Raw genomic sequence first — 12,218 nt, 5'->3', positions numbered from 1 at the left:
CCCGCCGGGAGGATGGTCTGCCCGTCCCGGCGGGGTGCCTCGGTGATCGCCTCCCAGCGGGCCTCGTCGTGGGGCACGGTGACGCGGGTGCCGGGCGGAATGGAAGAATGGGGTCCGACATGACTTCTTCCCACACCCTCCCCGCCGCGGCGGTGACCGACGCCGACGACGTCGCGCACTACGCCAAGTCCGCCGGCGCGGGTCGGCGCATCGCCGACGACGATCAGCTCCACGAGGCCCGCCACCCCGCCCCGACGACGGACCGCCTGGCCCTGCCCCCGCTGCGGCTGGGGCCGCTGACCATCGACGTCCCCGTGGTGCTCGCCCCGATGGCCGGCATCACCAACACGGCGTTCCGCCGCCTGTGCCGCGAGTACGGTGGCGGCCTCTACGTCAACGAGATGGTCACGGCCCGCGCGCTGGTCGAGCGGAAGCCCGAGTCGATGCGGATCATCCAGCACGACCCGGACGAGGTGCCCCGCTCCGTGCAGCTCTACTCCGTGGACCCGGTCACCACGGGTGCCGCCGTGCGCATGCTGGTCGAGGAGGACCGCTGCGACCACATCGACATGAACTTCGGCTGCCCCGTGCCCAAGGTGACCCGGCGCGGCGGCGGCTCCGCCCTGCCGTGGAAGGCGGAGCTGTTCGCCTCCATCGTCAAGGCGGCCGTGACCGAGGCGGCCAAGAAGGACATCCCGGTGACCGTGAAGATGCGCCGCGGCATCGACGAGGACCACCTGACCTTCCTCGACGCCGGCCGCACGGCCCGCGACCTCGGCGTCGCCGCCGTCGCCCTCCACGGCCGCACCACCCGCCAGTTCTACTCGGGCACCGCCGTGTGGGACGACATCGCCCGGCTGCGCGAGGCCCTGCCGGACATCCCCGTGCTCGGCAACGGCGACATCTGGTCCGCGGAGGACGCCATCGCGATGGTCGAGCAGACCGGCGTGGACGGCGTCGTGATCGGCCGCGGCTGCCAGGGAAGGCCCTGGCTGTTCGGGGACCTGCAGGCCGCGTTCGAGGGCCGCCAGGACCGGTTCCAGCCGACCCTGGGCATGGTCGCGGACACGCTGTACCGCCACGCCGAGCTGCTCGTGGACACCTTCGGCGGCGACGAGACGAAGGCGCTGCGGGACATCCGCAAGCACGTGGCCTGGTACTTCAAGGGCTACCCCGTGGGCTCGGAGATCCGCACCGCGCTGTCCACCGTCCCGGACCTGGCCACGCTGGGCGAGATCCTCGCCCGCGTGGACCGGGGCCAGCCCTACCCGGGCGAGGCCGCCGAGGGCCCGCGCGGCCGGGCCGGCGCCCCCAAGCGCCCGCACCTGCCGGACGGCTGGCTCGACTCCCGCGAGCTCAATGCCGAGCAGCAGGCCATGATCCAGGCCGCCGAGCTGGACGTCTCCGGTGGCTGAGCCCACGACGCCGGAGCCCGCCGCCGGAACGCCCGCCGCGCCGTCGTCGCCCTGGACCGGCGCCGCCCACCAGCCGGTGCTGTTCGGCCCGGAAGGCCGGCCCCCGTATGCCGGCCGCGCCGTGCAGACCCCCGGCTACACGCCGTGGGACCGGGAGCGGTGGCTGCCCGAGCCGCCCAAGTCCTCGTACCGCTCGGACTTCGAGCGGGATCGTGCCCGCGTGCTGCACTCCGCGGGCCTGCGCCGGCTGGGGGCCAAGACCCAGGTGGTCGCCCCGGACGCGGACGACTTCGCCCGCACCCGCCTGACGCACTCGCTCGAGGTGGCGCAGGTGGGGCGTGAGCTCGGCCGGTCGCTGGGCTGCGACCCCGACCTCGTGGACACCGCCTGCCTGTCCCACGACCTCGGCCACCCGCCCTTCGGGCACAACGGGGAGAAGGCGCTCGACGCGCTCAGCGAGGACGTCGGCGGCTTCGAGGGCAACGCCCAGACCCTGCGCCTGCTGGCCCGCCTCGAGCAGAAGAAGCTCTTCGCGGACGGCTCCTCCGCGGGCCTGAACCTCACGCGCGCCGCCCTCGACGCCGCATGCAAGTACCCGTGGACCCGTGAGGACGCCCCGCTGCGCCCCGACGGCACGCGCTCGCGCAAGTTCGGCGTCTACGAGGACGACCTGCCCGTGTTCCGCTGGTTCCGCGCCGGGGTGCCCGGCACGCGCACGTCCATGGAGGCCCAGGTCATGGACCTCGCGGACGACATCTCCTACTCCGTGCACGACGTCGAGGACGGCGTGGTCAACGCCGTGTTCCAGCTCAAGTGGCTGGCCATCCCGGAGCACCGGGAGCGCGTCGTGGAGACCACCCGCCAGTGGTACCTGCCGCACACGGACCCGGCCGAGGTCGACGCGGCCCTGGCCCGCCTCGAGGCCACCGACGTGTGGGTCTCCGAGATGGACGGCTCCCGGCGGGCGCTGGCGGCGATGAAGGACATGACGAGCCAGCTGATCGGCCGGTTCTGCAGCGCCGCCTTCGACGCCACGCGTCAGGTGTTCGGCAACGAGCCGCTCACCCGCCACGGCGCCGACGTCGTGGTGCCCGAGGAGACGGAGACCGAGATCGCCGTGATGAAGGGCATCGCGGCGGCCTACGTGATGACCGCCGAGCAGCGCCAGCCGCTCTACGCGCGGCAGCGCGAGGTGCTCGCGGAGCTCGTGACGCTGCTCGACGCGACGGGGGACCGGTACCTCGAGCCGATGTTCGCGTTCGACTGGGCGCAGGCCCCCGACGACGCAGCCCGGCGGCGCGTGGTGATCGACCAGATCGCCTCGCTCACCGATTCGACCGCCGTCGAGTGGCATCACACCCTGGTGCAGGGCGCGGAGTTCCGGCGCGTCTGGCTCTGACCGGCGGGTCCAGCAGCGCGGGAAGCACCGCGCCGGCGGGACCCCGCAGGACGTGCGTGACCGCGCCGCTCAGCTCGGTCTCCACCGGATTCACCTCGACGACGGCGGCCCCGGCCCCCAGCGCCACGAACGGCAGGGACGCCGCCGGCTGGACGATGCCCGAGGTGCCGACGACGACGCACAGGTCGCAGTCCTCGAGCGCGGCGAACGCCCGGTCCCAGGGCTCGGCCGGCAGCATCTCCCCGAACCACACGATCCCCGGGCGGATCAGCCCGTCCCCGCACACGGTGCAGGCCGGCGGTGCCTCGCGGAGCATCGCCTCGAGGTCGGCCTCGGAGCCGGCCGTCGCCTCGTCCGCGGGCGCGCCCGGGTCGACGTCGGCGGGGGCCCAGCATTCGGCGCAGCGGTGCTCGAACAGGGAGCCGTGCAGGTGTGCGAGGACCCGGGCGCCGGCGCGCTCGTGCAGGTCGTCCACGTTCTGGGTGACCACCTCCAGACCGGGTGTGCGGCGCTGCCAGGCGGCGACGGCGTCGTGCCCCGGGTTGGGTCGGCGGGCTCGCACCATCCGGGCACGCCACCGGTACCAGGACCACACAAGCGCGGGATCGGCGAGGAACGCCTCCTCCGTGGCGAGCTCCTCCGCGGAGAATCGCTCCCACAGGCCGGTCCGGGCGTCGCGGAACGTGGGGATGCCGGACTCGGCGCTCATCCCCGCCCCGGAGAGCACCACGGGACGCTCGGCGGCGGCCACGAGCGCGCGGACGGCGTCCAGCGCGTCAGGGTCGAGGTCGGGGGCGGAGGCGGCGAGGACGGGGTGCGGATCGGCCATGTCCCCAGCCTAGGCAGGCCGCACGGGTGGTCGCCTCCCCTTGTTCGGGGGCGGTTTGCGGCGTTATTCCGTCGGAATACCGCCGAATATCGCCCCCGAACCACAGGGTGGGGTCAGGCGATGTCGGGCGCCGTCGTCGGCAGGCCCGTGCCGGCGGCGCGGGCGAGGGCCCGGCGCAGGCCGCGGGCCTTGAGGAGGACCTCGTCGTGCTCGGCGGCCGGGTCAGAGTCCGCGACGATCGCCCCGCCGGCCCCCACGGACCAGCGGCCCCCGGCGAGCACGGCCGTGCGGATCACGACGGACAACGACGTCGTCCCGTCCGCGCTCAGCATCCCCAGCGCCCCGGAGTAGACCCCGCGCGGGGAGGCCTCCCACGCGGCCAGCAGCTCGACGCTGCGGCGCTTCGGCGCGCCCGTCATCGACCCGCCGGGGAACAGCGACCGCACCACGTCCACGGGCTCGACGCCGGCCCGTGCCGTGCCCGTGACCGTGGAGACGAGCTGGTGGACGCTCGCGTAGCTCTCCACCGCCATGAGGGAGGGCACCTGCACGGAGCCGGGCTCGCACACCCGGGAGAGGTCGTTGCGCAGCAGGTCCACGATCATGAGGTTCTCGGCGCGCGTCTTGGGGTCGGCGGCGAGCGCGCGGGCGGCCTCGGCGTCCCCGGCCGGGTCCGGCAGGCGGGCGGCCGTGCCCTTGATCGGCTTGGTGCTGTACCGGCCCTCGCGCCCGGCGAGGAACCGCTCCGGTGAGGCAGAGACCACGGCCCACCGGCGGGCGCCCGTGCCGTGCTCCAGCAGCGCCGCGTACGGGGCCGGCTGGTGCGCGGCGAGCTCGTGGAACAGGACCAGCGGGTTCACGCGCAGCCCGGGATCGGCGTCGAAGCGGGTGGTCAGGCACAGCTCGTAGGAGTCGCCGGCATGCAGCGCGGCGCGGCAACGGGCGATCTGCTCGGCGTACGCCGCCCGGTCCTCGCGCCACGTGCCCGGCGCCTCCTCATCGGCCCGCGGCCCCGGGCCGGCGTCCCGCGGCGGGGGCACGACGACGTCGCCCGCCGCCGTCTCGAGAGCGCGGCGGGCCGCGGCGAGGGCGCGGCGCACGTCCGCCGCCCAGCGGTCGGCCCCGGCCTCCGCGGTGGTCGGATCGAGGGAGACGGCGCAGCAGTGCAGCACCCCGGCCGCGTGGTCGGCCACGACGTAGCGGGACGGGCGCACCCAGAACTGCGCGGGCAGGGGCGCGGGGTCCTCGGGTCGGCGTGAGGGCGGGGACACCCCCAAATCCGCCATGCCAAGTTCGTAGCCGAGCCAGCCGACCAGGCCGCCGCGCAGGGGCAGGCCCTCGCCGCCGACCACCGACCGGGGCGCGGCCGCGGCCCCGAGGTCCGCCCACGCGCGGTCCGGATCGGCGGGGTCGTCGTGCCGGACCAGCCGCGGGCCAGGGGAGGGCACGCGACCCTGCTCCTCGCCGAGCACGTCCAGCCCGTCGCCCGCCACGGACCAGCGCGCCTCGGCCGGGTCCGGCAGAGCGGAGTCCAGCCAGAACGACGCGGCCCCGCGCACGACGGCGTGCGCATAGACCGCGGCCACGGCGGTCGCCGCCGTGTGCCCGGCCGCCGCGAGCGCCGCGGCGTCGAGCGTGCGCACGGCCACGTGCAACGGGGTGGCAGCGGCCTCGGACGGTGCGGGGGCGGTGGGCATGGCCCCCAGCGTAGGGGTCAGCCCCCGCCGGGATCGCCGCGGGCGCCGTCGTCGGGTGGGCCGTGCCCGGGGCCGACGCGTGGGCGGTGCTCGTCGAGCCGGTCCTCGCGCTGCTCCTGCTGGCGACGTTCCTGGCGGTGCCGTTCGCCGCGCTGGGCGCGGGGCTGCGGGACGGCAGGTTCCTCGGGGCACTGCTGGTCCTGAACTTCGTGGTGGTGCCGGCGGTGGTGTTCGGGCTGAGCCGGTTCGTGGCCCACGACGACGCGCTGCTCGTGGGCGTGCTCCTCGTGCTGCTGGCCCCGTGCGTGGACTACGTCATCGCGTTCACCGCACTCGCGGGCGGGGCGGCGGTGGCCGCGGTCGACGTCGGGCCCTTCGTCCGTGCTCTGGTCATGCTGATTCTGGTGCCGCTCGCGCTCGCGGCGCTGCTCCAGTGGGGTGCGGTGCGCGGCCGCGGTGGGGTGCGGGACACGGCGGCCGGGGTGGTGCGCGGGTTCACGGTGGCGATGGTCCCGCTCATGGTCGTCACGCTGTTCACGGTGGTCGCCTCGCAGATCCGCGGGGTGGGGGAACGGCTGCCCGCGCTGGCCGCCGTCGTGCCCCTGTTCGTGGCGTTCGCCGTCGTGATGGTGGCCCTCGGTGTGGTGGCTGCGCGGTGGGCGCGCCTCGATGTGCCCGCAGGACGAGCGCTCGTGTCCTCGGGCGCGACGCGGAACTCCCTGGTCGTGCTGCCGCTGGCGTTGGCCCTGCCGGCGAGCCTGGACCCGGCCCCGCTCGTGGTGGTGACGCAGACGCTCGTGGAGCTCGGGGCGATGGTGAGCCTCGTCCGCCTGGTGCCCCGGCTGCTGCCGCTGCACGGGCAGTCCGCGGGGGCGGGCGCGGGTCGAACCGTGACCTGACCGCCCAGAATGTTGCCTAACCGTGACCGGAATCACGGTCCCGGGTGGCTATGGTGGGCGACATGAGCCTCTCGTTCGTGTCCTCGGCGCGCCGCCGTCACGGCGGCCTGGCGTCGGCCGCGCTGTTCCATCCGCTGGTCGAGGCGGCCACCGGCGCACTGCCCGTCATCGACCCCGCCACCGGGCGCCCCGCGTCCGAGGGAGTGGACGCGGCGCGGACCGAAGCGTCCCGCGCGGCAGGGACCGGTCCTGCACAGGCCGCAGCGGAGACCGAGCCATCCACGCAGGGCGGTTCCGCTCGGGGCTGACCGCCCCGCCCCGTCCCTAGAATGGTCCGCATGGCTGGACTGATCGTGCGCAAGGACATCGACCTCGTCCGCGAGCGCACGGACCTGAAGGCCGTGGTGGAGGAGTTCGTCACCCTGCGCTCGGCGGGCGTGGGCTCGTTCAAGGGGCTGTGCCCGTTCCACGACGAGCGGACGCCGTCGTTCCACGTGCGCCCCGGCGTGGGCACCTATCACTGCTTCGGATGCGGCGCGCACGGGGACGTCATCAGCTTCCTCATGGAACTTGAACACACCACGTTCATGGAGACCGTGGAGCGACTGGCGTCCCGGGTGGGGGTGGAGCTGCACTACGAGGACGGCGGCACCGGCCCGGACAAGGCGGAGACGGGGCGCCGTCGTCGCCTGTTCGAGGCGAACAAGGTGGCGGACGAGTTCTTCCGTCGGGCCCTCGGCTCGCCCGAGGCCCAGGCCGCCCGCGACTTCCTCACCCAGCGCGGGTTCACGCAGGAGCACGCGGTGCAGTTCGGCCTCGGGTACGCCCCGCAGGGGTGGTCGCATCTGCTGGACCACCTCCGGCAGCGCGGCTTCCGGGACGAGGAGCTGCGCGCCTCCGGGCTGGTGTCCGAGGGACAGCGCGGCCTGTACGACCGGTTCCGCGGCCGCCTGCTCTGGCCCATCCGGGACATGACCGGCGCGACCATCGGCTTCGGCGCCCGCAAGCTCTACGACGACGATCCCGGCCCCAAGTACCTGAACACCCCCGAGACGCCGCTCTACAAGAAGTCCCAGGTGCTCTACGGCATCGACCTGGCCAAGCGCACGATCGCCAAGGAACGCCAGCTGGTGCTCGTCGAGGGCTACACGGACGTGATGGCGGCCCACCTGGCCGGCGTCGGCACGGCCGTGGCCACGTGCGGCACCGCGTTCGGCGCGGACCACATCAAGGTGGCCCGCCGCCTGATCTCCGACGACGGCACGGGCGGCGAGGTGATCTTCACCTTCGACGGCGACGAGGCCGGGCAGAAGGCCGCCCTCAAGGCGTTCGACGAGGACCACCGGTTCCTCGCCAAGACGTTCGTGGCCGTGGAGCCCAGCGGCATGGACCCGTGCGACCTGCGCATGCAGAAGGGCGACGAGGCCGTGCGCGCGCTCATCGCCTCGCGGCGGCCGCTCTTCGAATTCGCGATCCGGGCCGGGCTCAAGGACTACGACCTCGACACCGTGGAGGGCCGCGCCGGCGCCCTGCGCCATGCCGCTCCGATCGTGGCGGGCATCAAGGACGCCGTCCTGCGTCCCGGTTACGAGCGGGAGCTGGCCGGCTGGCTCGGCCTCGACCCGAACGCCGTGCACCGCGCCGTGGCCGCGGCCGGGCGCGCGCCGCGGCGGGGGCCCGAGCCCGAGGCGCGGCCGGCCCCGGCGGACGACGGGCAGGCGATCGGGCCCACGGGCCGCCACGGGGAGGCTGCCGCCCCGGCGCCGCGGATCGTGGTGCCGGTGGATCCGCGCGACCCCGTCGCCCGCCGCGAGCGGGAGTCCCTCGAGGTGGTGCTGCAGCATCCGACCCTGCTCTCCGCGGAGCAGTGGACCGCGCTGTACGCCGCCCGCTTCACGGTCCCGCAGTACGCCGCCGTCCACCAGGGCGTGAAGGTGGCCGGGTCGGCGGGGGCGACACCGCAGCGCTGGGTGGACGCCGTGCGGGACGCCGTGCCCCAGGAGGTGGCCGGCGTCGTCTCCGAGCTGGCCGTCCGCGACCTGCCCGCCCGCACTCCCGAGGATGTGGACCGGTACTGCCGGGACATCATGAACCGCCTGTTCGCCCTGCAGATCGTGCACCGCAAGGAGGAGCTGCTCGGGCGCCTGCAGCGGCTCGGCCCCGAGGGCGACCCCGCCGAGTTCACCCGCCTCAACAGCGAGCTCATGGAACTGGAGGCGCGCCGCCGGGCCCTCCGAGCCGACGACTGACCCCCACCCGTTTTCGTTCGGGAAACGGCGGCTCCAGGCGCGTTTTCGTTCGGGAAACGGCGGCCCGTCGGCCGCGCGGCGTCAGCGCTCGTCGACCGTGAGCACCTCGCCGGACGTGGCGTCGATCTCGACCTCGGGGCCGTCGGAGCCGTCCTCGCGATCGAACCGGACCTCCCACTGGAGGGTGCCGTTGTCGTCCTCCAGGTCCATCTCGTCCAGGGTCACCCCGTCACGGCCCTCCCGGGCGGTGTCGAGGGCCTGCTGGGCGGTGACCTCGGCCTCCTTCGCCTTCTGGACGTCCTCGGGATCCGACTCGCGATCGGTCTCGGTGATGTCGCCGTCGGCGGTGACGTCCAGCTCCTTGGCCCCCTCGCCCACCACGACGTCGACCTCCCAGGTCGTGTCATCGTCGTTGGCATCCACCGCGACGATGATGCCGTCGGCGTACTTCTCCAGGACCGCGTCGATCACCGCGTAGGCGGGCTCGTCGGCCTGGCCGGTGGCCGAGCCGCTGCCGGCCGCGGCGGCCGTCGACGAGGCCGAAGCGGAGGAGGCTGATGACGACGCCGAGCCCGACGCGTCGTCCGTGGTGGGGGTGCTCGCCACCGCCGAGGAGGCGTCGACCCCCGGCGAGGCGGAGCCGTCGTCGCCGTTGTCGGAGGTGGTGCCGCAGGCCGCGAGGGCGAGGGCGGCGAGCATGCCCGTGCCGGTCAGGGCGGTCTTGCGTGTGAGGGTCGTGATGGTCATGGACACGTCTCTCCTTCGGGTCCGTTCCTGATGGTTTTGGGGTGTCCGCGCACCGTAGGCCCGCCGGAACCGTGCCTGGCAAGGGCCCGGTCCCCGGGCGTGGGTAGGACGACGACGGCGCCCCGCGGCCGGGTGGCGCGCAGGCAGGGGCTCTGGTAGAGTTCCATCCGTTGTCCGAACGGCTCCGGCGGTTCGCGGCACATTCCCCCGTAGCTCAACGGCAGAGCATTCGACTGTTAATCGAAGGGTTGTTGGTTCGAATCCAACCGGGGGAGCGATCCTGAGGCCCCTGCACCGACCATGTCGGTGCGGGGGCTTCTTCGTGCCTGGAGGACGACCGGGCCGAACAGTTCAGCGAGCGTGATGTCGAGCCACCCCGCGATCGAGGCCAGTTCGGGGAACGTGAAGTCCTGCTGTCCGCTCATCCGCCGGCTGACCGCGCTGCGTGTCAGGCCCATGTGCCGGGCCATGTCGGACTGGTTGACCTGCCGGCGGCCCATCCAGGCGCGGATCTCCGCGAGGAGCGCGGTCTTGATTTCTGACTCATCCATGTGTCCAGCGTAGCGAAGGGCAGGCCAGTCGTCATGGGATACGAAAAAAAATTGCTACATAAGCAACATACGGCTTGACCAGTGTTGCGGGTAGCACAACACTGGTGGCCATGACGAGACAGAAGCAGTTAACTCTGCAAATCCGCTCCAGGTTGGCCCTGGCCGACAAAAGCATGGGGGACCTGGGCGAAGCCCTCGGTCTAAGCCGCGCATCGGTGTCAGCACGTATGAACGGGCACCGCGATTTCACCTTCACGGAACTCGAGACCGTCGCTGACTTTCTTGGGTTGTCGATGCGAGACCTCTTCGTGTTCGAGGCCGAGGAGGGGAAGCCGTGACGGCGACAGTGGTTGACCCTGACCACGGCGCGTCCATGACTGCTGCGGCAGCGCGTGACCTCACGGACCAGATTAAGACTGGCATGGAGTCGGTCTACCACCTCATCCGTTCGGCATATCGAGGACGGGCCTGGGCCGTTCTTGGCTACCGCAGCTGGGACGACTACGTGACCCGTGAGTTCGGAAACCTCCACCTCCGTCCGCCCTTGGAATATCGGCAGGACGTGGTCCTCTCACTTCGTGAGGCCGGCATGAGCGCACGCGCCATCGCAACCGCCACTCAGTTGTCTAAGAGCACCGTGCACCGGGAACTCGACGCGACGGCGGGTCGAGATGTCCCAAATGGGACACCTGGAAACGCTCGGCGGGTGACTGGCACGGACGGGAAGACCTATCAGCCGGTGCGCGAGCGAGCCGCGACGTCGTCCGAAGGGCCAGAGGCGGTGCTCGAGGGCCAGATGGGCCTGGACTCGGTGCTGGACATGCCGGCCGAGGACTTCGGGATCGAGCCGCTGAACTTGGTCCGGCACGACGAGGAACAGAAGGGCCGCGCGCGTCGTGTGCTGACTGCGTTCAACGGGTCGGGTGCGGCCGCGGTGCCAGCGCTGATCAAGGCGGCTACCCCGGTGGCCTCGCTGGTGTCTCCGGCGACGGGTAAGGCGCTGGTCGAAGACGAGGACTTGCACGGGGTCGTGTGGGACTCGGTGCGGTGCGTGCGGACGCTGGCGCACGTGATCCGGTCCGTGGGGCATGTCGAGGGCGAGTCCCAGGCGGAGATCCGGTCGACGCTGCGGGACGCGGTGGACGACCTGGATGAGGTGCTGAAGAAGATCGAGGAGGGCACGCGATGAGCGCGCAGCAGATGTGGGAGGCCCGAACGTCTGGGCCGAAAAGGGCGGAAGCCCCGGCCAGCGGGCAGGCTGTCGGGGCTTCCGAAAACGCTCAATCCGAGACGGTGCACATTCCAAAGAACACGCTGGTCGAGCACTCAAAGGATAGCACCGGGGCGCGGCCCACGGACAGTGGGATTCGGACGCTTCCGCGCCGGGTCAACCCGAACGATGGGCGGTTCATCCGGGCCGTGGTGGCCGGGACCGCTGTGGCCGGGCTGGTGGCGTTCTCCATTTCGTTCGCGGCGCTGTACGAGGTCGCGGCGTGGCTGGGGCTGCCGCCGTTCATGCATTGGGCAGTGCCGGTCTTCATAGACCTGGCGATCCTGGTCTACGCAGGCTCCGTACTGGTGCACGAGTCTCGAGGGGAGTCCGCGCGGGCGTCGTGGTGGGCGCTGGGGGCGTTCACGGGGCTGTCGATGATCGCCAACGGGGCGCATGCGTGGAGTGCTGAGAACGCGAGCGTGTGGCAGTCCGTGGTGGGTGCGCTCATCGCGGTGATGGTTCCGGTGGCGGTGTTCGTGGCCACGGATCAGCTGGCGCGGGTCGCGGTGGAGAACCCGGACTCGCGGCGGGCCGAGCGCGCATCGCAGGTGTCGGAGGAAGCAGAGCAGCTGAAGGCTCAGGCGGAGCTGGATCGTCAGCGCGCGGAGCTGGAGGCCGAACTCGCAGCGAGCCGCTGGCAGATCGAGGCCCAGCGGCGCGAGGCCGAGCGGGAGGCCGAGGTGGCCGAGGCTCGGCACCGGCAGGAGCTGGAACGGATGGAGCGTCAAGCCAAACTCGAGACCGAACGCGAGGCCCGCGAGGTTCCGCAGGCCGTGGTCGAGGAATCGCAGGTCGCCCAGGGGATCGAGGTCGTCGAGACCGTGGCGTCGTCAGAGCCGGTCGCCGCAGAGACGAAGACGGTGGAGAAGGCATCGGGTGCGGACATCACCGCATGGATCGTGGCCCGTGCGCAGGAGGGCCAGGTGCCCTCGGCGGCGGAGGTCGCAGAGAAGTTCGGGTGCTCAGAGCGCACCGGGCGCCGCCGCTTGGCCGATGCCCGTGAGGCGCACGCCGAGGCATTCGGGACCGAGGAGGAGCAGGCATGAGCATCGAAGCGATGAAGTGGGCGCAGAAAGTCGCGGAGACAGGCCAACTCAACACCGGCCAGGCGTTCGTGCTTTTGCTGCTGGGTGACCATGCGGACGAGGCGTGGTCGTGG

At 72.6% G+C, this 12,218-nt stretch carries 12 protein-coding genes and 1 tRNA gene; 9 read left to right on the top strand and 4 right to left on the bottom strand.

Going from position 1 to position 12,218, the window contains the following annotated elements; translation table 11 throughout:
- The first annotated feature begins 119 nt into the window (after window positions 1-119).
- A complete protein-coding gene (dusB, locus tag ACZ1IK_RS01840) occupies window positions 120-1,415 on the top strand; it encodes a tRNA dihydrouridine synthase DusB (RefSeq protein WP_230956166.1) in 1,296 nt (431 codons plus the stop codon).
- The gene (locus ACZ1IK_RS01835; protein ID WP_081097679.1) at window positions 1,408-2,814 is read left to right on the top strand and encodes a deoxyguanosinetriphosphate triphosphohydrolase; all 1,407 of its coding nucleotides are present in this window, start codon (window positions 1,408-1,410) and stop codon (window positions 2,812-2,814) included. Before dusB ends, ACZ1IK_RS01835 begins: the two co-directional genes overlap by 8 nt.
- Here the strand turns inward: ACZ1IK_RS01835 and ACZ1IK_RS01830 are convergent.
- Window positions 2,741-3,643, bottom strand: a complete 903-nt coding sequence (locus ACZ1IK_RS01830) for an NAD-dependent deacylase (RefSeq protein ID WP_060973407.1) — start codon at window positions 3,641-3,643, stop codon at window positions 2,741-2,743. The two genes, ACZ1IK_RS01835 and ACZ1IK_RS01830, sit on opposite strands and share 74 nt — an antisense overlap.
- 113 nt (window positions 3,644-3,756) lie before the next feature.
- Entirely contained in the window at window positions 3,757-5,340 is a 1,584-nt protein-coding gene (locus ACZ1IK_RS01825; protein ID WP_256748739.1) for an anthranilate synthase component I family protein, read from the bottom strand.
- A 32-nt stretch (window positions 5,341-5,372) separates the two neighbouring features.
- On the opposite strand from ACZ1IK_RS01825, the gene ACZ1IK_RS01820 reads away from it, so the two are divergent.
- The 3 genes from ACZ1IK_RS01820 to dnaG all read left to right on the top strand — a co-directional run bounded on the left by ACZ1IK_RS01820 (window position 5,373) and on the right by dnaG (window position 8,488).
- Complete coding sequence (locus ACZ1IK_RS01820) at window positions 5,373-6,239, top strand: arsenic resistance protein (protein WP_060974137.1); 867 nt, start codon at window positions 5,373-5,375, stop codon at window positions 6,237-6,239.
- Window positions 6,240-6,301: 62 nt separating this feature from the next.
- Entirely contained in the window at window positions 6,302-6,547 is a 246-nt protein-coding gene (locus tag ACZ1IK_RS01815; protein WP_060974141.1) for a hypothetical protein, read from the top strand.
- 30 nt (window positions 6,548-6,577) lie between these two features.
- Window positions 6,578-8,488: a DNA primase gene (dnaG, locus tag ACZ1IK_RS01810; RefSeq protein ID WP_465098260.1), complete on the top strand. Its 1,911-nt coding sequence runs from the start codon at window positions 6,578-6,580 to the stop codon at window positions 8,486-8,488.
- 81 nt (window positions 8,489-8,569) lie between these two features.
- Here dnaG and ACZ1IK_RS01805 read toward each other — a convergent pair whose 3' ends face one another.
- Entirely contained in the window at window positions 8,570-9,235 is a 666-nt protein-coding gene (locus tag ACZ1IK_RS01805) for a PepSY domain-containing protein (protein WP_060974139.1), read from the bottom strand.
- Between the two features lie 203 nt (window positions 9,236-9,438).
- Here ACZ1IK_RS01805 and ACZ1IK_RS01800 point away from each other — a divergent pair.
- A tRNA-Asn gene (locus ACZ1IK_RS01800) sits at window positions 9,439-9,510 on the top strand.
- Here ACZ1IK_RS01800 and ACZ1IK_RS01795 read toward each other — a convergent pair.
- A complete protein-coding gene (locus tag ACZ1IK_RS01795) occupies window positions 9,472-9,735 on the bottom strand; it encodes a helix-turn-helix domain-containing protein (RefSeq protein ID WP_223246458.1) in 264 nt (87 codons plus the stop codon). The genes ACZ1IK_RS01800 and ACZ1IK_RS01795 overlap by 39 nt on opposite strands.
- Before the next feature lie 161 nt (window positions 9,736-9,896).
- On the opposite strand from ACZ1IK_RS01795, the gene ACZ1IK_RS01790 reads away from it, so the two are divergent.
- The 3 genes from ACZ1IK_RS01790 to ACZ1IK_RS01780 all read left to right on the top strand — a co-directional run bounded on the left by ACZ1IK_RS01790 (window position 9,897) and on the right by ACZ1IK_RS01780 (window position 12,105).
- On the top strand, window positions 9,897-10,124 hold the full coding sequence (locus ACZ1IK_RS01790; RefSeq protein WP_060974140.1) for a helix-turn-helix domain-containing protein: 228 nt from the start codon (window positions 9,897-9,899) through the stop codon (window positions 10,122-10,124).
- Between the two features lie 368 nt (window positions 10,125-10,492).
- Entirely contained in the window at window positions 10,493-10,975 is a 483-nt protein-coding gene (locus tag ACZ1IK_RS01785) for a hypothetical protein (RefSeq protein ID WP_238693316.1), read from the top strand.
- The gene (locus ACZ1IK_RS01780; RefSeq protein ID WP_044659678.1) at window positions 10,972-12,105 is read left to right on the top strand and encodes a DUF2637 domain-containing protein; all 1,134 of its coding nucleotides are present in this window, start codon (window positions 10,972-10,974) and stop codon (window positions 12,103-12,105) included. Before ACZ1IK_RS01785 ends, ACZ1IK_RS01780 begins: the two co-directional genes overlap by 4 nt.
- Window positions 12,106-12,218 lie beyond the last annotated feature (113 nt).

Source organism: Micrococcus sp. CS26 (assembly GCF_055522295.1).
This window is presented reverse-complemented; position numbering and strand designations above follow the sequence as displayed.